This window comes from Pantoea sp. SGAir0418 (genome assembly GCF_043529865.1).
Genome location: NZ_CP027912.1, coordinates 444,889 through 469,870 on the forward strand (window position 1 = coordinate 444,889; position 24,982 = coordinate 469,870).

General features: G+C 58.6%; 26 protein-coding genes and 1 riboswitch. Of the genes, 18 read left to right on the forward strand and 8 right to left on the reverse strand.

The features are described from left to right. Nucleotides 1-5: 5 nt before the first annotated feature. The gene (locus tag C1N84_RS21150; RefSeq protein WP_058776097.1) at nt 6-1,244 is read right to left on the reverse strand and encodes an extracellular solute-binding protein; all 1,239 of its coding nucleotides are present in this window, start codon (nt 1,242-1,244) and stop codon (nt 6-8) included. Between the two features lie 264 nt (nt 1,245-1,508). On the opposite strand from C1N84_RS21150, the gene C1N84_RS21155 reads away from it, so the two are divergent. Continuing rightward, nucleotides 1,509-2,678, forward strand: a complete 1,170-nt coding sequence (locus C1N84_RS21155) for an ROK family transcriptional regulator (RefSeq protein WP_058759002.1) — start codon at nt 1,509-1,511, stop codon at nt 2,676-2,678. 17 nt (nt 2,679-2,695) lie between these two features. Here the strand turns inward: C1N84_RS21155 and C1N84_RS21160 are convergent, their stop codons facing one another. From C1N84_RS21160 to C1N84_RS21170, 3 genes are read right to left on the reverse strand one after another with little or no spacing between them, the layout of a single operon-like run. Beyond that, a complete protein-coding gene (locus tag C1N84_RS21160; protein ID WP_152390905.1) occupies nt 2,696-4,492 on the reverse strand; it encodes an ABC transporter ATP-binding protein in 1,797 nt (598 codons plus the stop codon). Then, nucleotides 4,489-5,931 carry a M81 family metallopeptidase gene (locus C1N84_RS21165; protein ID WP_264444184.1) on the reverse strand — a complete coding sequence of 481 codons (1,443 nt, stop codon included), beginning with the start codon at nt 5,929-5,931 and terminating at the stop codon, nt 4,489-4,491. The genes C1N84_RS21160 and C1N84_RS21165 overlap by 4 nt, the downstream gene beginning before the upstream one ends. An 11-nt stretch (nt 5,932-5,942) precedes the next feature. Then, entirely contained in the window at nt 5,943-7,076 is a 1,134-nt protein-coding gene (locus C1N84_RS21170; protein ID WP_031279975.1) for an ROK family transcriptional regulator, read from the reverse strand. Nucleotides 7,077-7,361: 285 nt separating this feature from the next. Between C1N84_RS21170 and C1N84_RS21175 the strand changes: the two genes are divergently transcribed. From C1N84_RS21175 to C1N84_RS21215, 9 genes are all read left to right on the forward strand, one after another. Further along, nucleotides 7,362-8,897 (forward strand): ABC transporter substrate-binding protein, encoded by a 1,536-nt coding sequence (locus C1N84_RS21175; protein WP_058770335.1) that lies wholly within the window; start codon nt 7,362-7,364, stop codon nt 8,895-8,897. Nucleotides 8,898-8,915: 18 nt separating this feature from the next. Next, nucleotides 8,916-9,836, forward strand: a complete 921-nt coding sequence (locus tag C1N84_RS21180; RefSeq protein ID WP_021508908.1) for an ABC transporter permease — start codon at nt 8,916-8,918, stop codon at nt 9,834-9,836. Further along, nucleotides 9,836-10,702: an ABC transporter permease gene (locus tag C1N84_RS21185; RefSeq protein WP_394541855.1), complete on the forward strand. Its 867-nt coding sequence runs from the start codon at nt 9,836-9,838 to the stop codon at nt 10,700-10,702. The genes C1N84_RS21180 and C1N84_RS21185 overlap by 1 nt, the downstream gene beginning before the upstream one ends. Continuing rightward, the gene (locus C1N84_RS21190) at nt 10,699-11,646 is read left to right on the forward strand and encodes an ROK family protein (protein ID WP_058770333.1); all 948 of its coding nucleotides are present in this window, start codon (nt 10,699-10,701) and stop codon (nt 11,644-11,646) included. The genes C1N84_RS21185 and C1N84_RS21190 overlap by 4 nt, the downstream gene beginning before the upstream one ends. A 185-nt stretch (nt 11,647-11,831) precedes the next feature. Beyond that, nucleotides 11,832-13,055: an MFS transporter gene (locus C1N84_RS21195; RefSeq protein WP_058770332.1), complete on the forward strand. Its 1,224-nt coding sequence runs from the start codon at nt 11,832-11,834 to the stop codon at nt 13,053-13,055. Between the two features lie 71 nt (nt 13,056-13,126). After that, on the forward strand, nt 13,127-14,173 hold the full coding sequence (locus tag C1N84_RS21200; protein ID WP_394541856.1) for a catalase family peroxidase: 1,047 nt from the start codon (nt 13,127-13,129) through the stop codon (nt 14,171-14,173). Beyond that, the gene (locus C1N84_RS21205) at nt 14,170-14,724 is read left to right on the forward strand and encodes a cytochrome b (protein ID WP_058781059.1); all 555 of its coding nucleotides are present in this window, start codon (nt 14,170-14,172) and stop codon (nt 14,722-14,724) included. Before C1N84_RS21200 ends, C1N84_RS21205 begins: the two co-directional genes overlap by 4 nt. Further along, nucleotides 14,724-15,227, forward strand: a complete 504-nt coding sequence (locus tag C1N84_RS21210; RefSeq protein WP_058781060.1) for a sigma-70 family RNA polymerase sigma factor — start codon at nt 14,724-14,726, stop codon at nt 15,225-15,227. The genes C1N84_RS21205 and C1N84_RS21210 overlap by 1 nt, the downstream gene beginning before the upstream one ends. Beyond that, entirely contained in the window at nt 15,224-15,973 is a 750-nt protein-coding gene (locus C1N84_RS21215) for an anti-sigma factor family protein (RefSeq protein WP_394541857.1), read from the forward strand. Before C1N84_RS21210 ends, C1N84_RS21215 begins: the two co-directional genes overlap by 4 nt. Before the next feature lies 1 nt (nt 15,974). On the opposite strand, the gene C1N84_RS21220 is transcribed toward C1N84_RS21215, so the two are convergent. Beyond that, complete coding sequence (locus tag C1N84_RS21220) at nt 15,975-16,856, reverse strand: LysR family transcriptional regulator (protein WP_264444169.1); 882 nt, start codon at nt 16,854-16,856, stop codon at nt 15,975-15,977. A 123-nt stretch (nt 16,857-16,979) separates the two neighbouring features. On the opposite strand from C1N84_RS21220, the gene C1N84_RS21225 reads away from it, so the two are divergent. Together C1N84_RS21225 and C1N84_RS21230 are read left to right on the forward strand one after the other, a co-directional pair. Continuing rightward, nucleotides 16,980-17,705, forward strand: a complete 726-nt coding sequence (locus C1N84_RS21225) for a pirin family protein (RefSeq protein WP_021508917.1) — start codon at nt 16,980-16,982, stop codon at nt 17,703-17,705. 253 nt (nt 17,706-17,958) lie between these two features. Next, complete coding sequence (locus C1N84_RS21230; RefSeq protein ID WP_031279978.1) at nt 17,959-18,168, forward strand: glycine zipper 2TM domain-containing protein; 210 nt, start codon at nt 17,959-17,961, stop codon at nt 18,166-18,168. A gap of 118 nt (nt 18,169-18,286) precedes the next feature. Here C1N84_RS21230 and C1N84_RS21235 read toward each other — a convergent pair whose 3' ends face one another. From C1N84_RS21235 to C1N84_RS21245, 3 genes are all read right to left on the reverse strand, one after another. After that, complete coding sequence (locus C1N84_RS21235) at nt 18,287-18,994, reverse strand: RES family NAD+ phosphorylase (protein ID WP_264444164.1); 708 nt, start codon at nt 18,992-18,994, stop codon at nt 18,287-18,289. Next, entirely contained in the window at nt 18,987-19,664 is a 678-nt protein-coding gene (locus C1N84_RS21240) for a hypothetical protein (protein WP_215481193.1), read from the reverse strand. Before C1N84_RS21240 ends, C1N84_RS21235 begins: the two co-directional genes overlap by 8 nt. Nucleotides 19,665-19,834: 170 nt before the next feature. Then, entirely contained in the window at nt 19,835-20,272 is a 438-nt protein-coding gene (locus C1N84_RS21245) for a 6,7-dimethyl-8-ribityllumazine synthase (RefSeq protein ID WP_088517394.1), read from the reverse strand. Nucleotides 20,273-20,437: 165 nt separating this feature from the next. Beyond that, a riboswitch (TPP riboswitch) is annotated at nt 20,438-20,557 on the forward strand. Nucleotides 20,558-20,683: 126 nt separating this feature from the next. Here C1N84_RS21245 and C1N84_RS21250 point away from each other — a divergent pair. From C1N84_RS21250 to C1N84_RS21275, 6 genes are read left to right on the forward strand one after another with little or no spacing between them, the layout of a single operon-like run. Further along, nucleotides 20,684-21,628: an FAD-dependent oxidoreductase gene (locus C1N84_RS21250; RefSeq protein ID WP_264444161.1), complete on the forward strand. Its 945-nt coding sequence runs from the start codon at nt 20,684-20,686 to the stop codon at nt 21,626-21,628. Next, nucleotides 21,612-21,809, forward strand: coding sequence for a sulfur carrier protein ThiS (thiS, locus tag C1N84_RS21255; RefSeq protein WP_150360083.1), 198 nt, complete (start codon nt 21,612-21,614; stop codon nt 21,807-21,809). The genes C1N84_RS21250 and thiS overlap by 17 nt, the downstream gene beginning before the upstream one ends. Nucleotides 21,810-21,812: 3 nt before the next feature. Next, nucleotides 21,813-22,571 (forward strand): thiazole synthase, encoded by a 759-nt coding sequence (locus tag C1N84_RS21260; protein ID WP_010615680.1) that lies wholly within the window; start codon nt 21,813-21,815, stop codon nt 22,569-22,571. 10 nt (nt 22,572-22,581) lie between these two features. Further along, nucleotides 22,582-23,550 carry a HesA/MoeB/ThiF family protein gene (locus C1N84_RS21265; protein ID WP_021508921.1) on the forward strand — a complete coding sequence of 323 codons (969 nt, stop codon included), beginning with the start codon at nt 22,582-22,584 and terminating at the stop codon, nt 23,548-23,550. Then, nucleotides 23,547-24,263, forward strand: coding sequence for an ABC transporter ATP-binding protein (locus C1N84_RS21270; protein ID WP_215788040.1), 717 nt, complete (start codon nt 23,547-23,549; stop codon nt 24,261-24,263). The genes C1N84_RS21265 and C1N84_RS21270 overlap by 4 nt, the downstream gene beginning before the upstream one ends. Continuing rightward, a complete protein-coding gene (locus tag C1N84_RS21275) occupies nt 24,247-24,981 on the forward strand; it encodes an ABC transporter permease (protein WP_260640979.1) in 735 nt (244 codons plus the stop codon). Before C1N84_RS21270 ends, C1N84_RS21275 begins: the two co-directional genes overlap by 17 nt. Nucleotide 24,982: the final 1 nt, after the last annotated feature.

The following is a 24,982-nucleotide window of genomic DNA, read 5'->3' on the forward strand; positions in this document are numbered from 1 at the left end:
ACCCCTTAACGCAGACGCGCCGCACTTTTGTCTACCGCCTGCATGGCCGCTTCCGGTGTCGCGCTGCCGACCAGAACCTGTTGCAGCTGCTGCTGCAGGGTGTTGGAGAGACGTGAGTAATCAGCGGTTTCCGGACGCGACAGCATGACATTCAGCGATTTGTCGGCAGCAGCGATCAGGCTCTCCTGATTCTTACTGACCGCGGGATCCTGATAGGAGCTTTTCCAGATCGGCAGACTGAGCGTGGCGTATTTATTCTGTACCGGCTGCGAAGTCATGTAACTGATGTACTGCCACGCCTGCTCCGGATGGCTGCTGCCTTTGGCAATGCCCAGACCCATCGAACCGTTGACCGCGCCGAAACGATTGGGCGCATCGCCGGGTGCGGGCATGATGCCAACCTGGCCGGCGACTTTACTCTGTTTGGCATCGTTGGCCATGTTGTACATGTAGGTCCAGTTGAGAGCGAAAGCCGCATCGCCGTTGGAGAAGGCTTTGCGCACGTCCTCTTCCAGATATTCGCGCGAAGCCGGGTTGGTCAGGCCCTCATCAAGCGAGCTTTTCATCAGCTTCACCGCCTGCAGCGAGGCTGGCGTAGAGAAATCGAGCTTACCGTTGTTATAGAATTTGCCGCCGAAGCCGGAGACCAGCGTGGTGTAGTCACACACCAGCGCTTCCGCCTGTGACCAGCTCCATACCAGCGGATATTTAACGATATTTTTCTGCTTAATGATGCGCGCATCATCCAGCACCTGCTGCCAGGTTTGCGGCAGATCTTTGATGCCGGCTTTTTCCAGCATCGCTTTGTTGTAGTAGAGATATTTGGTGTCGAGGATCCACGGCATGCCTAGTGTTTTGCCTTTGAACACCACGGTGTTCATTGCGCCGGGGAAGATTTTCTCTTTTTCATCTGCGCTGATACGGCTGCTGACATCCTGCAACAGGTCGAACTTGCTGAATTCCGCCGGCCAGATGGCATCAAACAGCACCACATCGTAACCATTGCCGCCCGCGCCGCGTGCCGCGACGATCTTATCGTGCAGCGCTTCGTAAGGAACAAACTCGAGATTGACCTGCACGTCCGGGTGCGCTGTCTGAAACGCCTGCGTCATGGCGCGGATATCGTTTTCACTGTAGGCCGCCTGGGTCATAAACAGGGCGTTAAGCGTAGTGGTAGCCGCTGCCGCGCTGCCCGCGCAGGCGAACAGTACGGCGGCAAAACAACCTTTCATCTGATTTTTCATTGCGTTCTCGCCTTCATGCAGTAGAGGGTGTTTAATTAAATCAATTTGATTGATTTAATATCGCGCACAGATTGCCAGCGCGCAGTGGCTGACAGCAGTGAGCTAAAGCAAGGGACGTGCCAGGGCAGAAAACAACGCTGCCATCCGACACTACTTTGCACAGATTTTTGCCGCTGTCAGGTAAACAGGTTGTAAAATGTGTGGCCGATCATAGATATTGAGGCGGCGGTCCGCAGCGGTGGTTAAAAGAGGGAAGCGAGCAGGATGAAAACGTCGGGAACCAATCTGGAACATGCGCGCGCGCACAATCGCCGGGTGATTATCGAAGCGATACGCCTGCACGGTGAGTTGACCCGTGCCGAGCTGGCGCGACTGACCGCGCTAACGCCGCAAACCGTCTCGAATATCGTCGCTGAACTGGAGCAGGCGGAGTTGCTCACCAGCCGTCAGCCGCGTAAGCAGGGCCGCGGTCAGCCGGCGATTCCGGTCACCCTGAATCCGGCCAGTGCGTTTTCCATCGGCATCCATCTCGACCATCAGACGCTACTGATTGTGCTGGTGGACCTGACCGGTGAAATCCATTTTCGCCGCCTTATTATGGTGCAAAAACCGCAGCCGGATGCCACATTAGCGCGCATTGCCGGGGTGCTGGCGGAGATCAAACAGCAGACCGGGCCGCGCTGGCAAAAAGTGCTGGGTATTGGCGTGGTGATGCCGGGGCCGTTTGGTGTGGAGGGTATCTCGTCAATGGGGCCGACCACGCTGCACGGCTGGGAGGATGTCGATATCGCCGCGCGTCTCGCTGAGATGAGCGGACTGCCGGTCACGCTGGAGAATGATGCCACAGTCGCGGCGATTGGCGAACGCTTTCACGGTGTGGCGCGTCATCTTAATTCCTTTATTTATCTGTACATTGGCACGGGCCTGGGCGCGGGCATCATCATGGATGGCCATGTGTACAGCGGCCATGCGCACAACGCCGGTGAAGTAGGGCATGTAGTGGTTGAACCCGGTGGACGTGAGTGTTACTGCGGCAATCATGGCTGCCTGGAGCGTTATGTTTCGCTGCAGGCCGCTTACGAATTCTGCGGGCTCGACCCGATGAGCGCGCTGCCGGAAGATTTACTGCAGGTTGATCCGGCGCTGTTTGATCGCTGGATTGATACCGTGCTTACGCCGCTGCGACAGGGTATAAACATGCTGGAGTGTATCTTTGATGCCGAGAGCGTGATTATCGGCGGCATGATGCCAGCGGTGTTGCTGGATAAAATTATCCAGCGCCTGCCGCCGCTCTACCAATCGGTGCGCGGCCGCTATCTGACCGGCACGCGACTCAAGACCGGCATGACCGGCAGTGACACCGCCGCCCTCGGCGCAGCGGCTTTGCCAATTTTTGATGAGTTTAATCCGCAGTTCCAGGTGCTGATGAAGTGAAAAACGCGGCCAGCGTTTTACCGCATCACCCAGTGTCCGGCGCTCACTTCCTGATAATGCCGTGTTTCCGGCACAAATCCATTGGCACGCACCGGGCTCTTTAGCTCGCTGACGTCCACGTACCGTTTTAAATGGCGGCGCGCCGGATCGGGCACCGGCACCGACGCGAGCAGTTTTTGTGTGTAAGGGTGCTGCGGATTCTCAAAAATAGCCGCGCGCGGTCCAATCTCAACAATCTCTCCCAGCAGCATCACCGCCACACGATGGCTGATACGCTCTACTACCGCCATATCGTGTGAGATAAACAGATACGACAGATTCAGGCTGTGTTGCAGATCGAGCAGCAGATTGATGATCTGCGCTTTCACGGTGACATCAAGGGCGGACACCGACTCGTCGGCAATGATCATTTTCGGATCGAGCATCAGCGCACGGGCAATGCAGATGCGCTGACGCTGGCCGCCGGAAAATTCGTGTGGATAGCGTTTCAGCATGGTTGCGGGCAGGCCAACGCGCGTCATCAGTTCGGCCGCTTTGTTCTGTGCGGCGGCCTTACTGCCCAGCCGATGCTGTAAAAAAGGTTCGGTGAGGGCTTCAAGGACCGACATGCGCGGGTTAAGGCTGGCAAACGGATCCTGAAAAATCATCTGCATGGCGCAGCGCAGCTTGCGCAGTTCTTGCCGGGAGAGGGTCAGCACGTCGCTGCCGTCAAAAGCAATCTGCCCGGAGGCCGGCTGCACCAGCCGCGTCAGCGAGCGGCCGGTGGTGGATTTGCCACAGCCGGATTCGCCGACCAGCGACAATGTTTCACCCGGCAGCAAATCAAACGAGATATTCTCCACGGCGTGCACCGCACCGGTTTTACGGCTGAACAGCCCTTCGTGAATGCTGAAGCGCGTGCTGAGGTTCTTCACCGACAGCAGCGGCGTTTGCCCTTGTGGCGTCTGCCGCGCCTGCGCCACCGGCGCTTCGCCGTTGAGCGCAAACTTACGCGGTCCATCGATGCCGCGCATGGCACCCAGCTGCGGCACGGTCGCAATCAGCGTGCGGGTATACTCTGCCGCCGGGGCTGAGAAAATCGCGGCGGTGCTGCCGGTTTCCACCATCGCGCCCTGATACATCACCAGCGTGCGGTCGGCGACTTCTGCCACCACGCCCATATCGTGGGTGATGAACAGCACGGCGGTGCCTTCCTCCTCCTGCAGGGTCTTGATCAGGTCAAGGATTTGACCCTGAATCGTGACGTCGAGCGCGGTGGTCGGCTCGTCGGCAATCAGCACTTTTGGCCGCAGCGCCAGCGCCATGGCGATCATCACGCGCTGACGCATGCCGCCGGAAAAGTGGTGCGGATAATCGCTGAAGCGTTTTGCGGCGTTGGGAATACGCACTTTCTCCAGCAGCCGGATGGTCTCTTCGCGGGCGGCGCGTGCGCTGATTTTGCGGTGCGCGATCAGCGCCTCAGCAATCTGGTGACCGACAGTGAACGACGGATTAAGGCTGGTCATCGGCTCCTGGAATATCATCGCGATGGCATTGCCACGGATATCGCGCATTGCACGTTCGCTCAGCGTGAGCAAATCCACGCCGTTCAGCAGCACTTTGCCGCTGATACGTGCGTGACGACTATTCAGCAGGCGCATGATCGCCATCGAGGTAACGCTTTTTCCTGAGCCCGACTCACCCACGATCGCCAGCGTTTCACCGGCCCCGAGGGTAAAAGAGACGTTTTTCACCACTTCGCGCCAGCGGTCATCCCTGCGAAACGCGACGGTGAGATTTTCGATGCTCAGCACCGGCGGGTCAGCGCGATTCATTGTGCCGCCACAAAGCGCGCCGAGCGGGTGCTGACCGGCACAAAGGTAAAATCGGTATCGAACGGATAAGCCGGCTGCTGCTTGCGCTTGCGCACCAGCCGTTCAACATACTGATCGACCACACCTTCCGACAGCGCCATCAGGTTGGGATTGGCAATCGGCGCCAGCTCGGGCGACAGGTAACCGGATTTCACCACCACAATTTTTGCCTGGCGCGGATCGAGTCCGAGCAGGGCGAAATCCGCCAGGTTGTGATAAGGACGACGCCGATCGGCAACTACCACGGTAATGCCTGCAATCTTCAGCAGCGCCTGACGGGCAACCGAACGGGCATCATCACTCAGCAGCAGCACGTCAAACTCGCCGCTGACTTTGCCGCCGGCAGGATCCAGCGTGGCACCGATAGTCAGGGAGAGCCGTGCGCCGACGCCCGCGGCGAATGCCGCCTCCGTGGCCGGTTTATCAGTAATGCCGGCAACGATGACATCCTGCGCATTTTGCCGCAGCAGTTCGGCCAGTACATCGGCCCGATCGCCCACGCCGCCGCCAGTCGGGTTATCACCGGAGTCGGCGAGAATCACCGGTCCGCCAGGACTGGAAATCGCCATGCGTACGCACTCTTCAGTACTGCCGGTCACGCAGCCAAACACAAATTGCTCACGCGCCTGCCAGTAAGCCAGCGCCAGTTTGGCCGCCTGCTCAGACAGCACATCGGCATCGGTGCCGGTCATGATGGCTGCCGCCGTGGCGCGTGGCTCATCCGCCCAGACATAGCCAACCATCAGCGAAGCATCCCAGATATGTTCAAGTGCGTTAATCCCGGGCAGGCTGGCATACAGACTTTTGGCGGGTTCATCTTCGGTGCTGGTGCGTTCACCTGGCAGCACCACGGGGATCGGTGCCCACACCACACCCGGTCGGATGCCGCTTTGCAGGCTATTGACCAGCATTGAGACGGAGCGGCGCATGGTCTCTTCCACATCGATATGGGGTGCCGTGCGGTAGGTTGAAAACATATCGATCGCGTCGATGATGCGCTGCGAGACATTGCCGTGCAGATCGTAGCTGACGCTAATCGGACAATCGGGCCCGACCAGCTCGCGCGTCGCGCTAATCCAGTCGCCTTCCGCGTCTTCCATCCCTTCGACATAAACCGCGCCGTGCATCGCCAGGTAAACGCCATCCACGGGCAAATACGCCTCGAGCCGATGGAGAAACTCCTGTTTGAAGGCATCATAGGTCACACGTGCTACTGGCCCACCGGCAATGGCACGGGCGTGAAAGGTCGGCAGAAACTCGGCCGCGTAATCCTGCAGAAAAGCGAAATAGGGATTGGTCGTCATCGTTTCACCCCGCACGATGCGGAAATCGTCGGCGTAATTGAGCACCGGATTCCAGGTACTGCATTCAGTATGAATTCCACCATAGGCAATGCGCATAACAGACTCCGCTAGTCGGGTAAGTGAACGATAAAACGGTAAGCCGCCACACTGGCTGCGGCGCGGGCCCAGCTGAACTGATCAATCGCCATGCTGGCGATGGGCGTCTTGCCCATGATTGAAGGCAACACGTGACTATCTACCGCCTGCATCACCACCGTTCTGAGCAGGCCGTCGAACGCATCCGGCTGATGGGCGATGACAATCATCTCCGGATCGTTCATCTGAATGATATTGGCAATGGCGAGGCCAAGTGCGTCACCTGCCTGGTGCAGAATGGCGATCGCGGCGCTATTGCCTTTTACCGCCAGCGCTTCCAGTTCGGCGACGCTGGTGCAGGGCAGCTGTTTGTCACGCATGCTTTCACGCATCGCAGTGAGCGACGCCAGCGTATCAAGGCAGCCGCGTTTGCCGCAGCGGCACGGACGCCCGCCCGGCTCTACGGTACAGTGAGCAATTTCACCGGCCCCACCGTGCGCGCCGCGGTGCAGCTGCCCCTGAAAGAAGTGCGCAGAGCCAATGCCGTCGCCGTGGGAAATCAGGGTGAAATTCCGTGCCTTTTTCGCCACGCCGAAAATCTTTTCGCTGACCGCCAGAGCTTTGGCATCGTTTTCCAGTGACACCTCCAGACCGGTTTGCGCGTTAAGCAGTGCCGCCAGCGGGACGTTTTTCCAGCCCAGCAGGGCAGACTGAACGCACACCGCCTGGTTTTCATCCACAAAGCCGGAAAGCGTGACGCCCAGCCCGATAAGCTGGTCGGCGGAGATGCCTTTTTGTGCAAGCAGACCGGGGATGGCGGCGGCCAGCGCACCAGCCAGCAGCGCAGGATCGGGATTCAGCGGCATGTGGGTACTGGCCAGGATGCGACCGTGCATATCCGTCAGCACCAGATACACATCGTCACCGAGCAACGACGCACCGAGAAAATAGGCGCTGTCGGCACGCATTTTTAATAACACCGAAGGCCGACCCTGACCGTTACTTTCCGGAATGCTCTCCTCAAGCAGTCCTGCGCTAAGCATCTCTTTGATTAATGTGCTGATTGCGGCTTTACTCAGCTTCATTTTTTCCGCAATTGCCGTGCGGCTCATGCCATGCGAAGAAATTAATAAACGCAGAATTTGTTGCTGATGAGCATTAAGCATCCGGATTCTCACGGCACAGGCTGTATTTGGCCGACAATAATCAGCCATGAAAACAAATTCAAGCGTATTTAGTTTATTTTCTGAATGCAGATCGAATTATAAGTAAAATATATGAACTGACATCTTGGCTTTTGTTTGCAGAGTGTGCCTTATATAGCGTCGAGCCCGTTCTTCTGCTGCCGTTAACATGATCAAAGCGTATGGCAGGCGATGGCGTGCAATGACAGTCAGCTGCCTGCCGGGCAATGACTCTTCACTCTTTGTCACTGATTCACTGAGGCCTTCATGCAAAGCACACTCAAGCATTTCAGGATACTGACACTTGCCGCGGGTATTCTGGCGTCGTTTTCCAGCGCATCGGTTTTGGCTGCTCAGCTGGTCATTATGCAAAACGAACCGCCGCGCAGCATGGACCCGGGCAATCAGACCGCGACCTTTACCGGCACGGTGCTGGACCCGATGTATGAAGGCCTGACGCGGCTCGGTGACGATGGCAAAATCATGCCGGCCCTGGCGCTCTCCTGGCATGCCGACGACAGCGGACTGCACTGGGAATTTACGCTGCGTCCCAACGTTAAATTCCACGATGGCACGCCATTTAATGCCGATGCGGTCGTTGAAAACTTTCAGCGTCATCTGGATACGAAGCGCGGTCTTGCCGGAAGTGGGAAAATTCGCACCTTTATTCAGGACGTGCAGAAAAAAGATGACTTAACCGTCACCTTTACACTGAAGAAAATTAATCCGGCGTTTTTAACTGTGCTGGCCTCCGGTCCGGGATTAATAGTGAGTCCACAAGCTGACAAAGCCGGCACTATCAATAATAAAGCCGACGGTACCGGACCCTATAAACTGGCGCAGTATAAATCCGGTGAATTTGTCCTGGAGCAGAAGAATCCGGACTATTGGGGCAAGTCTGCCGGGCCGGACGAAATAAAATGGACCTGGAGCAGTGAGCCGTCAGTCATGAATATGGCGCTGCAATCCGGTCAGGTCGATATTATTAACCCGGTGCCACCGCAATTTGCCGGCATGTTAAAAAATAATCCCGGCGTGCAGTTAAAACAGTCGCCGGGCGCGGCGGTATTCTGGATCGATCTCAATACACAGAGTAAAGCCCTCAGCGATGTCAGAGTCCGCCAGGCGCTGAACTTCGCGACCGACCAGCAGGCGCTGGTAAAAGCGGTGATGTTTGGTTATGCGCAGCCGGCCAATTCCCCGCTGGCGCCGGTCGATGCCAACTACGACAAAGCGTTGCATGACTATCCGTACGATGTGCAGAAAGCCAAAGACCTGCTTAAGGCAGCGGGCTATGCCGACGGCTTCGCCATGTCGATTGCTGTGCAGGCACCCGACGCACGCACCGCGCAGGTTCTGCAGGGTATGTGGAGCAAAATTGGCGTCAAGCTCAGCGTGCGCCAGATGGAGAGCGGCGTATGGGCCAAAGCGGCGTTTGCCGATGCCAAAGAGAAAGCCGCGCAGGGTACGGACGCGGTGCTGGCGTCCTGGTCTTCGGGGCTGTACGGCTCGGATCTGCAGTTGCGTCCGCTGTATCACAGCAGCAGCTTTGCGCCCGGCGGGGCCAACCTCGGCTTCTTCAGCGACAAACGTACCGATGAGCTAATCGATAGCGCCGCCTCCACGCTCGATGATGCCCAGCGCAAAGCACTCTATTTCCAGGCACAGCAGCGGATCAGCGGACTCGCCCCGCAGGTGCTGCTCTACTATCAGGACGACCTGTATGCGACGCGCAAAAATATCAGTGGCGTGACAATGCAACCGGGCGGCCAGATTGTGGTCCGTGATGCCGTGAAGAAATAGTGCTGATGGCTGATTGATATGAAAGCGTATGTCGCAAAAAAGGTGCTCTCGCTGCCGTTGATTATCTTCGGTGTGTCGATCATCGTGTTTATCGCCATCCGCGCGCTGCCGGGCGATCCGGCACGCCTGATGGCCGGCCCGGAAGCGCCGCAGGAAGCGGTGGACAGTATGCGCGTGCGCCTCGGGCTGGATCAGCCTTTGCCGCTGCAATACGTCAGGTTTGCCGGTGAAGCGCTGCATGGCAATCTCGGGCTGTCGCTGCAGTCGCAGCGGCCAGTGATGACCGAAATCAGCGAACGCCTGCCGTACACGCTGTCGCTGGCGGCGCTGGCGTACCTGCTGGCAATTGCCATCGGCGTGCCGGCGGGCATGACCGGGGCCATTTACCGGCAGCGCATTCCCGATCAGATCGTCATGGTACTGACCATTGCCGGTGCCTCGATTGCGAACTTCTGGCTGGCGTTGCTGGCGATGAACTACTTTGCGGTACAGCTCGGCTGGCTGCCGCTACTCGGCGCTGATTCGTGGCGCAACTATGTGATGCCGACCGTGACGCTGGCGATTCTCCCGATGGCGATGATTGCGCGGATGACGCGCTCCAGCATGCTGGATGTGCTCAGTCAGGATTACATCCGTACCGCCAGGGCCAAAGGGTTATCGTCGGCCAGCGTTAACTGGAAACACGCGCTGCGCAATGCGCTGATACCGATTGTTACCATCGTCGCGCTGAATTTTGGCAGCCTGATCGGAGGTGCAGTGGTCACTGAGTCGGTGTTTAACTGGCCGGGTATTGGCCGCCTGCTGGTGGATTCGGTGAAATACCGCGATTATCCGGTGATTCAGGGCGTAACGTTAGTGGCGGTAACCGGCGTGGTATTGATGAATCTGGTGGGTGAGATAGTGATTGGCCTGCTTAACCCGAAAATAAGGTTCGACTGATGAACAGTTTCGACACCTCTCTCCAGCCGCCGCCAGCGCGCCGCCGCCAGATCGTGAGGTTTTTGCTTGGCAACCCTTCCATCACGACCGGAGGCGGGCTGGTGCTGCTGGTGGTGCTGGCTGCCCTTTTCGCACCGCTGATCACTCACTGGGACCCCATCGAGCAGGATCTGTTGAACACGTTGCAGGCGCCTTCCGCTGCCCACTGGTTCGGCACCGATGATTACGGCCGCGATATATTTGCCCGCGTCATTTATGGCGCACGCATCACGCTGTTTGAAATGAGTCTCAGCGTGGCCATCTCGATGGCGATCGGCATTCCTCTGGGCATCATCTCGGGGCTGGCCGGACGCAAAATTGATGCGCTGATCATGTGGCTGATGGATATTATTTTCGCCTTCCCCGGCATCGTACTGGCGATTCTGATTGTCAGCGTGCTTGGCGAGGGGCTGACAAACATGCTGATCGCCATTTCGTTGTTCTCGATCCCGGTGTATGCACGTCTGAGTCGCAACCTGACGCTGGGACTGAAAAACATGGAGTATATCGAAGCGGCGCATATGCTTGGCGTGCGATACCCGCGCATTATCACGCACTATATTCTGCGCAACGCCATTGGCCCGCTGATTGTGCAGTCGACGCTAACGGCTGGTGCGGTGGTGCTTTCTGCCGCCAGTCTGTCGTTTCTCGGGCTCGGCGTGCAGCCGCCGATGCCGGAGTGGGGCACCATGATGAGCGATGGCCGCAACTTTCTCGGGCTAAATATTTACGTCTCCCTATTTCCCGGACTGGCGATTTTGATTACCGTGCTCGGTTTTAATGTGCTGGGCGACGGCCTGCGCGATGTAATGGATAAACGTTTATGACTCATCCGCACTCAACCGTGATCTGCCTCGATTTGGGCGGCTCCTTTATTAAGCTTGGCATGATGGATGCACAGGATCGGCTAACGCTGCTCGATCAGCAAAAAATCCCGGCGACGGACTGGCAGGCATTTTGCGCCAGAGTCAGCGAGATGATCGCCGGGCAGCATAACCATTTCAGCAGCCAGGCGGCTGTCGCCATCTCTACGGCGGGCATTGTGGCACCGCAAACCGGCGAAATGTTTGCCAGCAACATCCCGGCTTTTCACCGGCGTAATCTGGCGCGGGAACTGGGTGAGGTGCTGCAGCGGCCAGTGATCGCACACAATGACGCCGACTGCTTTGCCCTGGCCGAGGCGCTGGCCGGCAGCGGCAAAGGGCACAAAGTGGTGTTTGGCGCGATTCTCGGTTCCGGCGTGGGCGGTGGTCTGGTGGCGGACGGCCGCATTATCACCGGACAAAACGGCCTGACCGGCGAATGGGGCCACGGGCCGATTACCCTCACGGAAGTGACGCTGGCGCATCGTCGCGTGCGCGTGCCGCGCCAGGCGTGCCCGTGCGGCCAGACAGGGTGTCTGGACACCTACGGCGGCGCGCGCGGACTGGAAACGCTGCATCAGGTGCTGCACGCTGAAAGCGCCAGCAGCGTGGAAATCATTGCCCGCTGGCAGCAGGCAGAAGCGCGGGCGCAGCAGACGATAGAAGCCTGGCTGCAACTGGTGAGTGAGCCGCTCGCCTACACCATTAACATTACCGGCGCGTCGCGGGTGGCGGTAGGCGGCGGACTGGCTTCGGTCACCCCGCTGATTGCTGCGCTTAATGATGCGGTGCAGCGCTGTGTGTTGCGCAGCACAGCGCATGCGCTGGTGGTGCCGGGCGAGTTTGCCCACCAGGGCGGCATGGTGGGCGCGGCGCTGCTGGCGCGGCAGGCGCTCAGCGCGTCCTGAGCTTTTGCCCTTTCGCCCGTTGCAGGCGCTTTTCGGTTACCGTGTTGCGCTCAAGACTTCGTTGAACCCGATTCAACCTTAAATGCGCTAAGCTTGACGCGCTAAAACCCGCAGCAAAGAGGCTGTTGAACAGACACTGTCGCCAGCCTCTTTGCTGTTTTTTCACCTGCGGTACGGAAAAAAACATGTCATCAGTACAACCTCAACTCTCTCAGCTCCCGGACGAGGCCTCGCTGCCGCGTCACAGCGTGCCAAAAGCGCTGTTCGCGCTGGGCACCGGCGGATTTGCCATCGGCACCGGTGAATTTGTCATCATGGGCCTGCTGCCCGATGCGGCGAAAGGCCTGAACGTCACGATTCCTGAGGCCGGCCATCTCATCAGCATTTATGCCCTCGGCGTAGTGATTGGCGCGCCGCTGCTGGCTATTCTCGGAGCGCGGGCTTCACGGCGTAATTTCCTGATGACGCTGATGGGCCTGTTTGCGCTGGGTAATCTGCTGAGCGCTGTCGTGCCGGGCTACCCTGCGATGCTGGTAGCCCGCTTTCTGGCGGGCTTTCCGCACGGCACCTTCTTTGGCGTTGCGGCGCTGGTGGCGGCAGGACTGGTGGAGCGCGCGCGACGCGCGCAGGCGGTGTCGATGGTGCTGCTGGGATTAACCATCGCCAACCTGATTGGCGTACCTGCCGTTACCGCCATCGGCCAGTGGTTTGGCTGGCGTGATGCGTTTGCCATCGTCGGCGGACTGGCGCTGCTGACGCTGTTACTGGTGTGGCTTTGGGTGCCCAATGTGGCCGGTGACAAGCAGGCCAGTCCACTGCGCGAGCTCTCGGCGCTGACGCGCAAGCAGGTTTTGCTGACGCTGGCGATTGGCGCGATTGGCAGCGGCGGCATGTTCTCGGTATTCAGTTACGTTAAACCCACCATGATGGAACTGGCCCACCTGCCGGAGAATCTGGTACCGGCGATACTGGCGCTGTTTGGTCTTGGCATGATTATCGGCAACCTTGTCGGGGGACGTCTGGCCGATCGCGGGCTGGAGAAAACCATCCGCATTGTGCTGGTGTGGTCGCTGCTGGTATTGAGCGCGTTTGTCTTTGCCGCGCATTATGCGCTGGCGGGCGCGCTTAACGTGATGCTGGTCGGTACCATGGTGGCGCTGGGAAGCGTGCTACAAATCCGCCTGATGGACGTGGCCGGTGATGCACAAACCCTGGCGGCCGCGCTTAATCACTCGGCGTTCAACATTGCCAACGCGCTGGGGGCGTGGCTCGGCGGCATCACCATTTCCGCCGGGCTGGGCTGGCAGTCCACCGGCTGGGTTGGGGCCATTCTGTCCGTGCTGGGGCTGCTGATTCATGCCGTTGCGGTGCGCGATGCGCGCCGTAATCCGGCGCTGGTCATAAAATAATTTTTACCGCGCGGGAATAAACGCCGCGCTGGTTCGTCTTATGCCCACGTTTCCTTACTGAGTTGGCTAAGATGAACTTTAAACCTACGGTCAGACATCTGCCGTTGTTACTGCTGGTGGTCATTATTCCCGGATTACTGCTGGTGCTGTTTCTTGCTGCAGGCGGTTGGCTGACGCCGCAGCGCCTCAGTGCGCAAAGTCTGGTGCAGTCGCTGCAGCAAAACAGCGGTGTGCATCCGGGATACCGGCGCAATCATGCCAAGGGCGTGTGCGTTACCGGCGATTTTACCTCCAGCGGCAACGCGGCGTTTCTGTCACGCGCCAGCGTTTTCCAGCCGGGTACGGTGCCGGTGATTGGCCGCTTTGCCATTGCCGGCGGTAATCCGCACGCGCCGGATTATGGCGTGCCGGTGCGCAGCCTGGCGCTGGAATTTCAGCTGGCGCACGGCGAGCAGTGGCGTACCGGCATGAACGCGCTGCCGTTTTTCCCGGTCAGTACGCCGCAGGCTTTTTACGATCAGCAGCAGGCCAGCCGACCGCTGCCGCAGACCGGCAAGCCTGATGCGCAAAAGCTGATGGCGTTTACCGTTGCCCATCCCGAAGTTAAACCGTTCTTTGCCTGGGTAAAAACCCACATACTGGCCGCCAGCTGGGCACAGGAGCAGTACAACAGCCTGAATGCCTTCCGCTTTACCAATGCGCAGGGGGAAACGCGCTTTGTGCGCTGGAGTCTGGTGCCGCGTACGCCATGGCAGCCGATTAGCGCCGCTCAGCAGCAGCCGGATTATCTGCAGAGCGACCTGCACGACCGCCTGGCGACCGCACCGCTGAAGTGGGATCTGGTGATCAGCGTGGCTCACCCCGGCGATGCGGTGAACGATGCCAGCAAGGTGTGGCCAGCCGATCGGCAGCAGGTTGTCGCCGGTACGCTGACGCTGCGCGACAGCAGCCCGCAACAGGGCGGCAGCTGCAATGACATCAATTACGATCCGCTGATTCTGCCGCAGGGCATCAGCGGCTCGGACGATCCGCTGCTCAACGCGCGCTCTGCCGCTTACGCAAAATCTTTCAATCTGCGCACGGCTGAACAGGCGCACCAGCAGGAGAAAAAATCATGAGTCACCAGACAACCCTGTTTCATCCGCTGCTGCGCATCGTACACTGGTTGATGGCGCTGGCCGTGCTGACCATGCTATTTATCGGTGTGGCGATGGTGGCGGATATCTCGGCTGCCCATTCACTGCTGCTGGCGATACACAAACCACTCGGCGTGGCGATCGCGTTGCTGGTGGTCGTGCGTATCGGGCTGCGGCGTTACTATGGTGTGCCCGCCATGCCCGCGTCGGTGCCGGGCTGGCAGCAAACGGTGGCTCATTTGACCCATCTGGCGCTCTATTTACTGATGCTGGCGCAACCGCTGGTAGGCTGGGCGATGCTGTCGGCAGGCGGGTTTCCGGTGACGATTGGCGAAGGTCTGGTGCTGCCGCCGCTGCTGCCGGTTAGCGTGGAAAGTTATGCCGTGCTGCGCCCGTTACACTCGCTGCTGGCGTTTAGTCTGTTCGCGCTGATCCTGGCCCATCTGGCCGCCGCGCTGCTGCATGGTCTGATTTTACGGGATGGCGTGCTGAGTAGCATGACCGGCCTGCGCCGGGTGCGAGAGCAAAAATAATGTCTGCATTGAGCGATGACGAAATCCGCGCATTACTGCCGCATTTGCAGCGTTTTGCGCTGGGGCTGACGCGTGAGCGCATGGCCGCTGAGGATCTGGTACAAAACACGCTGGTCAAAGCACTGGACGCGGCGCGCGATGACACGCGCAGTCTGCGTGCCTGGCTGTTTTCCATTCTCTGGCATCAGTTCATTGATGGCGAACGCCGCCGCAAGCGCTGGCAGGCGATTATGACGCTGTTCAGCCGCGCCGAGCCCTTTGCCGAGTCGGCTGAGCATCATGCCATCGCCGATGAGATGCTGGCGCTGTTCGCCCGTCTGCCGGCTGACAGTCGCGCATTGCTGCTCCTGGTTAACGTTGAAGGCATGCGTTATCAGGAAGCGGCTGACACGCTGGACATTCCGCTGGGCACCGTGATGTCACGGTTGTCGCGGGCGCGAAAACAGTTGCAGCACATGACCGAAGGCCTGCCGGCCCCGGTGACGTTGAGGAGATTAAAATGAATATCCCGCCCAATGAGAACCAGCTGCACGCCTGGCTGGATGGTGAACTGGATAGCGCCAGCCATCAGGCCGTCAGCGACTGGCTGGCGCAGCATCCTGACGTCGCCGCCCAGGTTGAGGGCTGGCGTCAGGACAAGCTGCGCTTGCAACAAAGCCTGCAACGCAACATGGCGCGAAACGCCTTTACGCCACTGCAGCCAGCACAGCTGCGCCAGCGGCGTGCGCGACAGCGTTATCAGCGGCTGGCGCTGGCCTGCTCGCTGGTGCTGGCGTTGGGGATCGGCAGTCTGTCCGGCTGGCAGATGACTGAACGCTTACAGAATCATCCGTTACCGATGGAGGATGCGGTACAGGCTTACCGGTTATTCGGCGATGGCGCGCAGCAGGCGACGATGGACATAAGCACCCATCAGACGACACAGCTGGCCAGCTGGCTGGGCCGCTATTTTATCAACGGTACGCTGCCGCCCAATCTGGAGCGCTTTGGCTATCAGCTCATCGGCGCGCGCCTGATGGCGAATGAGCATGGCGCCTCGGCGCTGGTGCTGTATCAGACCGCCAGCGGCACGCGCGTTGGCTGGTACATCCGCCCGCAGACCGTGCGGCTGGAAAAGGGGTCGCGCCAGGCGGACAACCTGGTGGCGCAATACTGGAGCGATCGCCACTATAACTATGCGCTGGTGAGCCCGATGAGCGGCGAAGCCGCACCGGCGCTGCGTGCTGCGATAGGCAGCGAAGTGGGCTGATTCATTTGCCTGCCAGCTTGGCCTGCAGGAACGTCATAAATACCCGATTGATCTCGCTGCGCTGGCGATGCTGCGGATAAAGCGCATTCAGGTGCAGCGAGGCCGGATGCCAGTCATCCAGCACCGTTACCAGCTCACCACGCGCCAGCGCCGGAGCCACGATAAACTCCGGCAGCAGGATCAGCCCCAACCCGGCGACGGCCGCATCACGCAGCATTTCTCCGTTATTGCTGACCATCGGTCCCTGGACCGCCAGCACTTTACGCGTGTCGCCCTGAAACAGCTCCCAGCCGGTCTGGCTTTCACGCCCATAGCGCAGACAGAGATGGTGCAGCAGATCCTCCGGCTCACGCGGTGCGCCGGCGCCCTGCAGGTAGGCCGGGCTGGCGCAGATCACGCGGCGGAATTCCCCCAGCCGTTTGGCGATCAGGCTGGAGTCCGGCAGCGTGCCAATGCGGATCGCCATATCAAAACCTTCACCCACCATATCCACATGCCGATCGGCCAGTTCCACCTGGAACTGGATACCGGGATGCTGGCTCAGGAATTCGGCGATATAAGGGGAAAGATGGCTGATGCCGAACGACATCGGCACGCTGAGACGAAAACTGCCGCGCAGCACCTGACGACGACCAGACACCGCCAGTTCGGCTTCCTGCACATCATCCAGAATGCGCTGCGCATGCTGGGCAAACAGCTGGCCGTTGTCGGTAACGGAAAGTTTGCGCGTATTGCGATTCAGCAAACGCGCCCCGAGCGACTCTTCCAGCGCGGCGATGCGCCGGCTGACGTACTGCTTGGAGAGCATCAGCTGTTCAGCCGCAGCGGTAAAGTTGCCCGCTTTGATTACGGCGACGTAAATCCGGAGATCTTCAATCTGCATATTGTCCACTTATCTGTGACAGTCATTGTCATCCAGGCGCATTGTTGGGCAAATCAGTTTACGTATACTGGTCAGCAACGGGAAGGGCCTTCGCCCTCCAGCTAAAAATTTAAGGAGCAGACCATGATTGAACAACGACTGTCCGAACAACGTGGCTTAGGCGATCACGGCTGGCTGCATTCACGCCATACTTTTTCGTTTGCCAGCTACTGGGACCCACAACAGACCGGTTTCTCCGATCTGCTGGTGATTAACGATGATCAGGTAGCACCGGGTCGCGGTTTCGGTGCGCATCCGCACAACAACATGGAGATTATTTCCTACGTGCTGGAAGGCGCGCTGGAGCATAAAGATTCCATGGGTACCGGTTCGGTTATCGTGCCCGGTGACGTGCAGCTGATGAGCGCCGGCAGCGGCGTGACGCACAGCGAGTTTAACCATTCGAAACAGGATAATGTGCACTTCCTGCAGATCTGGATTGTGCCGGCAGAACGCGGTACCGAGCCAGGTTACCAGCAGGTGTCAGTGGCAGAAGCCGACAAACGCGGTCAGCTGCGCCTGATTGTTTCGCCACAAGGCGACAACGGCTCGCTGCGCGTACGTCAGGATATGCGTATTTACGCGGGACTGTTTGACGGTGCCGAGCAGCAGACGCTGGAACTGGCTAACGATCGCTATGCTTATATTCACGTGGCGCGCGGCAGCATTGAAGTGAATGGCGTAAGCTTTAAAGCCGGCGACGGCGCGCGCGTACGCAATGAGACGGCGCTGCAGTTCGCTAACGGTAACAATGCTGAAGTGCTGGTGTTTGATTTACGACCAGTAGAAGTTAATCATCCGCAGCGTTAATTCATTGCGCGGTAAGTCATCGAGGCATGGCGTGAACCTTCACGCCATGCCTTTTTATTTGGCTTAAGGTACGAATAATAACCAGCACCTGGCAGGTCCGGCATAAAATAGGAATTTTTACCTTCCACAAAAATGCAAAGCCCCTTAAATTTGCCTCCAGGATAAGCACGCTACGCCAGGTATTTGGCGGCTAAACAACAAACAAAGTTAACACTATTACATTCCATTAGAATTAATGGTAATGAGGATTTTGATGGTTTTAAAACGCAGCTTTAATATCGCAGTGGTATTGGTTCTAGCCTTTTCTGTAACGGCTTGTGGCATGTCTCATCGTGGCCGCAACACCGCCATTGGCGCTGGTGTAGGTGCTGTAGGCGGCGCCGTTCTGACCGGCGGCAGCACCTTCGGTACCCTCGGCGGCGCGGCTATCGGTGGCCTGATTGGTCACGAAGTCAGCCGTTAATTTCACCGTTACTCAGGATTTCGCCAGCAGGAATGCTGGCGAAATTTTAAACCATTTCATTTTTAAATTCTTATTCGTCCACTCTTCTTTTTTATCCATCGCCTGATAGCATCGTGGTTTATTTTGCTGCAATGATAAACACACCTAATCGCGATGCGAGATGTAAAACCTCGCCATAAGTATCGGAATCATCAATCAGGCTTAATGATTTATTAAGTGGCGTCAGCATGCCAGGTGAAATTCGATCGCCAAATAACATCACTGCCCGCGCTGAATCATCCTGACGGGATATCCATGAAAGGCCCTGCGCTGATTCGCTCTGATGATGCAGAGCGGCTGCCCAGCGTCGGGTGAGGGGATAGTGATGTTTTTCTGTGTCGATAAGCTGCTTACGCGTGATACCTAACTTGCGCAATGCGATGCTGCTCAGGTCGATCAGCAGCATATCTTCATTAACTTTAAGACAGGAGTGAAGTTGATAATGTAATTTTTTCTTATCCAGTGTCTTAAGACCGGGTGCGAAAGGCACGTCATGAAATACTGTTTCCATTAATGCGCAGTCTCTGGTCGAACCGCCGTAAAGGGTCGGTATTGGCTGCCCATGTCTGGTTTTTATTGGACTGAAGCGGGCATTCCCTTTCACTCCAGGATTAAACTGGTTGGCGGCATAATGCGACAGATGGACCCGGTGCAGAATGCTTCCTGCTGAAAGCGTAATAAATGACAGCTGAAGTAAAGCGCCTGGCAATGGCGCACCTTCTTCGGCAGTAATAACAGGCAAAGTTGATAAATCATCAGGTTGCGCCGCAGTGCTGCGCTTATCCATGCGTTATTCCTTCCATTTCATCCAGAGCGGCGTCGATGACGCGTTGCGCTTCGGTTAGCAGTAGATCTTGTGGTCGTTTGCCCGCAAGGAAACTGTTATTAGACAGAAACCACAACGCAATAGCCCAACTGTCTTTGCGTCCGGCAAAAATCCTGAGTATTTGAGCCAGTGGTTTAACCGGGCGAAAGTGCGTGTCGCGATCCAGGCCATAATCGGGGAAATAATCTATCCCATTGTGATTGATGGCAAATATCTGGCCGCTTTTTTTCCATTTATTCGGCTGAGCGCTCGGATTTGTGGAACTCAACCCTGCCAGTTGCGCCACTTCTGCGGCGCTGAGCCAGTTTCCGCTCTCCAGCACGGCATTGCGCGCCTCTAGTAACATCGCCGCTTCTTTGAGTAAATGAGGCGAAGCTGGCACGCGCGGTAACATCGCACTGGCAAGTTGCTCCAGCGATTCCTGCCGCTGCCGCTGCTGAAAAATTGCAAACATGGATGAAGCGATTGCGGAAAGATTTTCTGACAGGTTGCGCAGCGTCAGCGCATCGCCTGGGTGGTCGAAAGTAATGGCAACAACGTGACTGGCATGTGATTTTGACAGCCGACCCTGAATCTCCTGCGGGGTACCTGTCAGTGCAGAAACTCCGGTGTGATCTTTATCGCTAACCATCAGTTAACTCCCGCAAGGTTATTTAGGTTATCTTATTTTAATGATATCCCGAATAACTTGCAATGGCATCAATGGTGCTGCTTTAAGTAAGCAAGAGGCGAGAGGTAAGAGGGAGCACACTATAGGAAACGGATTGTTAAAAGTGGGAAAAGCTAACAATCCGTTTGAGGTTAATCGATCTGTAGCTGATGAATCATCAGAGCGGCGCGTGCGGCTTCTTTGCCTTTTTTAATAAAATGTTCGGTATAAAACGCTTCAATCGCATCGACCGGCTGAAAATTGTGCGGAGTGAGTGATACCGAAAACACCGGAACATTGGTGGCGAGCTGCACATTCATCAGGCCATCGACGACGGCCTGAGCGACAAAGTCATGGCGATAGATGCCACCGTCGACCACCAGCGCGGCGCAGACAATCGCATCAAATTTGCCGGTTTCGGCCAGGCGTTTGGCCAGCAGCGGCATTTCAAACGCGCCGGGTACGTCATAGCTTTTTAATGTATTCTCGACGCCTTGTTCTGCCAGTTCCTGCTCAAATCCCACCAGCGCGTTGTTCACGATCGCCTGATGCCATCCTGCTTTAATAAAAGCCACACGAAACTTATTCATAATGCTTCCATGATTAGCTGAAAAATTTATAAGTGAATAATAAAAAAGTCTTTTTTATCATCTGCCCGCTATCCGTCTGGTATACCATATGTTGCAATTTTGATCCACAACGCGGGCAGCGCGGTTAACGTGCTGCTTGACGCCAGCCAGCGCCTGCAATACAAATAGACGCGTCGGGGGAGTCTCGCCAGAGAGACTGAGAGGCTAATAGCGCACTGCGCGGCTTAGCGACCCTTTGAACCTGACCCAGTTGATACTGGCGTAGGAAGACTGACGGCTCATGTGCAAAGCCGTCTGGCGCAAAGGCGAGCCCGATCGCTGGCGTCGATTCCCTTCACCTGTATCTGCGGGTCTCAGTTATCACTGAGAGGCCGATGTGAATTTCCCAGATTATTTACCGGAACGTTGTTCATGAGCCGCTGGAGCGTGCTCGGTAGCGGCGTGTCCGGGCTTTGTGTTGCCACGCTGCTGGCTGAGCGCGGAGAAACCGTCGAGGTCATTGACGATGAAGCGCGTCAGCCTGCCTCGTGGTTTGCTGGTGGCATGCTGGCGCCGTGGTGTGAAGCTGAAAGCGCGCCAGCCGACGTAATTACCCTCGGCCAGCATGCTGCGGCATGGTGGCAAACGCGCGTCAGTAGCGTGGTGCAGCAGGGCACGTTAGTGCTGGCACCGCCGCGTGATAACCCGGAGTTAAACCGCTTCGCGCGCATGACGACGGCGCATCAATGGGTTGATCCTGCGTCGCTTGAACCGGCGCTGGAAAACCGGTTTGCGCGCGGACTGTTTTTCCCGCGCGAGGCACATCTCGATCCGCGCCGCGCGCTGTCTGAGCTGCGTGACAAACTGCTGCAGCGTGGCGTCCGCTTTGATGCGCGCCAGCCCTCGGGCCGGATCATTGACTGTCGCGGTATCCATGCCAGAGCGCAACTCTCCGGCCTGCGCGCGGTGCGCGGGGAAATGCTGATCCTGCAGAGTCATGAGGTGTCATTTTCCCGGCCGATTCGTCTGCTCCATCCGCGTTTTCCCTGTTATCTGGTGCCGCGTCGCGACGGCCACTTCATGCTCGGCGCCACCATGATCGAAAGCGACGATGCCAGCGCTATCAGCGCGCGCGCCATAATGGAACTGCTCAGCGCGGCCTACACCCTGCACCCGGCGCTGGCGGAAGCGCGCGTCATCGAAAGCGGCAGCGGTCTGCGTCCGGCATGGCCGGCTAATCTGCCGGAAATCCACTATCACAACGGTATTTTTTATCTTAACGGCATGTATCGTCACGGTTTTCTGCTGGCACCAATGATGGCAGAACAGCTGATGCAGCGCCTGTCCGGGGAGGTTAGCCATGAATATTCAGCTTAACGGCCGCACCATCAGCACTGAGGCCACCAGCCTCAGCGAATTGCTGATCGAACAGCAAATCGATGCGGTCTGTGTTGCCACCGCCTGCAATGGCGATTTTGTGCCGAAAAGTCAGTATGCCAGCCTGCAGTTGCAGGAAGGCTGGCAGCTGGAAGTCCTGTCACCGATGCAGGGAGGCTGAGCGATGTTTTACGATTTTACACCGCAGTCACGCTTGCTGCTCGGCACCGCAGGCTACCCTTCACCGGCGATTTTGCAGCAGGCGATCGCCGCATCCGGCAGTGAAATTATCACTGTCAGCCTGCGCCGCGAAGGCACGGCGGGCGCGGCTTTTCGCGAGCTGCTGACGGGCCTGAATGTGCGCGTGCTGCCCAATACCGCTGGCTGCCACACGGTCAAAGAGGCCGTCACCACCGCGCACATGGCGCGCGAGTTGTTTAACACGCCGTGGATCAAGCTGGAAGTGATTGGTCATGCCGACACGCTGCAGCCCGATCCGTTCGCGCTGGTCGAAGCGGCACGCATTCTGTGCGCCGACGGCTTCCAGGTGTTTCCCTACACCACGGAGGATCTGATTGTCGGTGAAAAACTGCTGGCCGCCGGCTGTGAACTGCTGATGCCGTGGGGCGCGCCCATCGGCTCCGGCCAGGGACTGCGAAATATTGACGGGCTGCGGGCGATGCGAGCCTGGTTCAGCGATATTCCACTGATCATTGATGCCGGCATCGGCGCACCGTCACAGGCAGCGCAGGCTATGGAGATGGGCTTCGATGCCATCCTGCTCAATACCGCCGTGGCGAAAGCGGGCGATCCGGTGGCGATGGCGCGCGCGTTCAGCCAGGCGATCGCCGCCGGGCAGGGCGCGCGCGATGCCGGGCTGATGGAGAAGCGTGATATGGCCGTGGCCTCAACGCCGATCTTCGGCCTCGCTAACCTGAACTAAGGAGCGCGCAATGGAACGCTACCAACGCCAGATGATGCTGCCGGAAATTGGCGTCGTCGGGCAGCAGAAACTGGCTCGCGCCCGCGTGCTGGTAGCCGGTGCCGGTGGGCTGGCCGCCACGCTGCTGCCTCAGCTGACGGGCGCGGGCGTCGGTCAGCTGTGTCTGTACGATGATGATCAGGTCGCGCTGCATAACCTGCATCGCCAGACGCTGTTCACCCTGCAGGATGTGGGTCGCAGCAAAGCTGTGGCGGCGCAGCAGGCTTTGCAGCAGCGCAATCCTGAGGTGCAAATCGAAGCGGTGCCCGAGGCGCTGAGCGCCAGCAATATCGCGCAGGCGCTGACGGGGTGCGATCTGGTGATTGATGCCGCCGATAACTTCGCGGTGACTTACCAACTGTCTGATGCCTGTTTCCAGGCAGGCATACCGCTGATCAGCGCCTCGGTGCTGGGTCGTCAGGGCTATGCTGGCGGTTTTTGCGGCGGCGCGCCGAGCTATCGTGCGCTGTTTCCGCAGCTTCCTGCCTCCGCGGCTAACTGCAATACCGCTGGCGTGATGGGGCCAGCCGTGGCGGCGCTGGGGGCGATGCAGGCGCAGATGGCGCTCAGCGTACTGCTCGGGCTGCAACCCTCACCGCTCGGCTGCATGGTCAACTGTGACTTCGTCAGCTGGCACTTTCGTTCGTTCCGCTTTGATGCGGCACAGGAACCGGCCCAGCCCGGCGTGCCGTTTATTGATGCTCACCTGTTACAACCCGGAGACTGCATTGTGGAGCTGCGCAGCTGCGAAGAGGCGCCTGCCAGCGTGGCCGATCGGGTTGAGCGCGTATTGCCGCACGAACTGGACGCCTGGCAGCCACCGGCGGATCGCCGCATCGTACTGGTCTGCGCCAGCGGCATCCGGGCGGCGCAGGCGGCCAGCGCGCTGGCGCAGCGCGGCTTTAATCAGCTGGCGATTCTGGCGGCGCGCCGGCCATGACGCAGGACATCCGCTTTGACCAGGTGAGCTTTGCCTGGGGCGAAAAACAGCTATGCGATCGGCTCAATCTGCAACTGCGCGGCGGCAAAACCACGGTGCTGCTGGGCTGCAGCGGCATTGGTAAAAGCACGCTGCTGCGTCTGGTGGCCGGCTTAGTGCAGCCGCAGCAGGGCAGCCTGAGCGGTATTGCGCAGCACGTGGCATGGATGGGGCAGCAGGATCTGCTCTATCCGTGGCTGACGGTGCTGGAAAACGTGATGCTGACGGCGCGTCTGAGCGGTGCGAAGCCGGACCGCGTGCGGGCGCATCACTTGCTGGCACAGGTGGGACTGGAAGACGAGGCGCAAGCCGCGCCCTCACAGCTCTCGGGTGGCATGCGGCAGCGGGTGGCGCTGGCGCGCACGCTGTATGCGCAGCGCGAGCTGGTGCTGATGGATGAGCCATTCGCCACGCTGGATGTGATGACCAAACACCAGTTGCAAACGCTGACCGCGACGCTGCTGCGTGGCAAAACGGTGCTGCTGGTGACCCACGATCCGCTGGAAGCCTGCCGTATGGCCGATGACATTCTGCTGTTGCACGGCCAGCCGCTGCAGGTGACGCACTGGCCTGTGCCGGCAGGTACGGTGCCGCGCGCGCTCAATGATGCCGGACTGCTGCAGGCGCAGGCCGAACTCTTTTCCCGACTGAATTCCTATGAAAAAGCTGAGTAGTGGTATCTACCTGATCGCGGTGGTGCTGGGCGTGTGGCTGCTGGCGCGCCACAACGGCGTACCGGCATTTCTGCTGCCGGCACCGCAGGCGGTGCTGGAGGCTCTGTGGCAAAAGCGGCAGCTGCTCGCGCATCACGCAATGTATACGCTGGCGGAAATTGTGCTGGCGCTGCTGCTGGGCGTCGGCGGCGGCGTGGTGCTGGCGGTACTGATGGCCTCCAGCCCGCTACTGCGTCGGGTGCTGTTTCCGCTGGTGACAGCCAGCCAGACCATCCCGGTATTTGCGCTGGCCCCGCTGCTGGTGCTGTGGCTGGGTTTTGGCATCGCGTCAAAAGTGGTGGTGGCGGCGCTGATTTTGTTTTTCCCGCTGTGCCTGTCGCTGTTCGACGGTTTATGCCGTACGCCTGCCGGCTGGCTGGAGCTGGCGCAAACGCTGTATCCCTCGCGCTGGCGAATTTTCTGGCGCGTACGCTGGCCGGCTGCGCTGCCGCAGTTTTTCGCCGGCCTGCAGATGGCGGTGGTGCTGGCACCGATTGGGGTGGTGATCGGCGAGTGGGTCGGTGCCAGTGAAGGGTTAGGCTACCTGATGATGCAATCCAACGCGCGGCTGGAAACGGCCACCAGTTTTGCCGCACTGCTGCTGTTAATGAGCCTGGCGCTGCTGCTCTCAGCGGCCGTGGCGCTGGTGCGTAAAAAATTTCTCTGGCAATCATACTAAG

Coding starts and splice junctions, on each gene's coding strand:
- thiS (WP_150360083.1), top strand. CDS start 21,612: ATGAATATTCAGCTTAACGGCCGCACCATCAGCACTGAGGCCACCAGC.
- C1N84_RS21240 (WP_215481193.1), bottom strand. CDS start 19,664: ATGGTTAGCGATAAAGATCACACCGGAGTTTCTGCACTGACAGGTACC.
- C1N84_RS21275 (WP_260640979.1), top strand. CDS start 24,247: ATGAAAAAGCTGAGTAGTGGTATCTACCTGATCGCGGTGGTGCTGGGC.
- C1N84_RS21230 (WP_031279978.1), top strand. CDS start 17,959: ATGGTTTTAAAACGCAGCTTTAATATCGCAGTGGTATTGGTTCTAGCC.
- C1N84_RS21265 (WP_021508921.1), top strand. CDS start 22,582: ATGGAACGCTACCAACGCCAGATGATGCTGCCGGAAATTGGCGTCGTC.
- C1N84_RS21185 (WP_394541855.1), top strand. CDS start 9,836: ATGAACAGTTTCGACACCTCTCTCCAGCCGCCGCCAGCGCGCCGCCGC.
- C1N84_RS21195 (WP_058770332.1), top strand. CDS start 11,832: ATGTCATCAGTACAACCTCAACTCTCTCAGCTCCCGGACGAGGCCTCG.
- C1N84_RS21150 (WP_058776097.1), bottom strand. CDS start 1,244: ATGAAAAATCAGATGAAAGGTTGTTTTGCCGCCGTACTGTTCGCCTGC.
- C1N84_RS21160 (WP_152390905.1), bottom strand. CDS start 4,492: ATGAATCGCGCTGACCCGCCGGTGCTGAGCATCGAAAATCTCACCGTC.
- C1N84_RS21270 (WP_215788040.1), top strand. CDS start 23,547: ATGACGCAGGACATCCGCTTTGACCAGGTGAGCTTTGCCTGGGGCGAA.
- C1N84_RS21170 (WP_031279975.1), bottom strand. CDS start 7,076: ATGCTTAATGCTCATCAGCAACAAATTCTGCGTTTATTAATTTCTTCG.
- C1N84_RS21215 (WP_394541857.1), top strand. CDS start 15,224: ATGAATATCCCGCCCAATGAGAACCAGCTGCACGCCTGGCTGGATGGT.
- C1N84_RS21245 (WP_088517394.1), bottom strand. CDS start 20,272: ATGAATAAGTTTCGTGTGGCTTTTATTAAAGCAGGATGGCATCAGGCG.
- C1N84_RS21200 (WP_394541856.1), top strand. CDS start 13,127: ATGAACTTTAAACCTACGGTCAGACATCTGCCGTTGTTACTGCTGGTG.
- C1N84_RS21165 (WP_264444184.1), bottom strand. CDS start 5,931: ATGCGCATTGCCTATGGTGGAATTCATACTGAATGCAGTACCTGGAAT.
- C1N84_RS21180 (WP_021508908.1), top strand. CDS start 8,916: ATGAAAGCGTATGTCGCAAAAAAGGTGCTCTCGCTGCCGTTGATTATC.
- C1N84_RS21235 (WP_264444164.1), bottom strand. CDS start 18,994: ATGGATAAGCGCAGCACTGCGGCGCAACCTGATGATTTATCAACTTTG.
- C1N84_RS21250 (WP_264444161.1), top strand. CDS start 20,684: ATGAGCCGCTGGAGCGTGCTCGGTAGCGGCGTGTCCGGGCTTTGTGTT.
- C1N84_RS21225 (WP_021508917.1), top strand. CDS start 16,980: ATGATTGAACAACGACTGTCCGAACAACGTGGCTTAGGCGATCACGGC.
- C1N84_RS21205 (WP_058781059.1), top strand. CDS start 14,170: ATGAGTCACCAGACAACCCTGTTTCATCCGCTGCTGCGCATCGTACAC.
- C1N84_RS21210 (WP_058781060.1), top strand. CDS start 14,724: ATGTCTGCATTGAGCGATGACGAAATCCGCGCATTACTGCCGCATTTG.
- C1N84_RS21220 (WP_264444169.1), bottom strand. CDS start 16,856: ATGCAGATTGAAGATCTCCGGATTTACGTCGCCGTAATCAAAGCGGGC.
- C1N84_RS21190 (WP_058770333.1), top strand. CDS start 10,699: ATGACTCATCCGCACTCAACCGTGATCTGCCTCGATTTGGGCGGCTCC.
- C1N84_RS21260 (WP_010615680.1), top strand. CDS start 21,813: ATGTTTTACGATTTTACACCGCAGTCACGCTTGCTGCTCGGCACCGCA.
- C1N84_RS21175 (WP_058770335.1), top strand. CDS start 7,362: ATGCAAAGCACACTCAAGCATTTCAGGATACTGACACTTGCCGCGGGT.
- C1N84_RS21155 (WP_058759002.1), top strand. CDS start 1,509: ATGAAAACGTCGGGAACCAATCTGGAACATGCGCGCGCGCACAATCGC.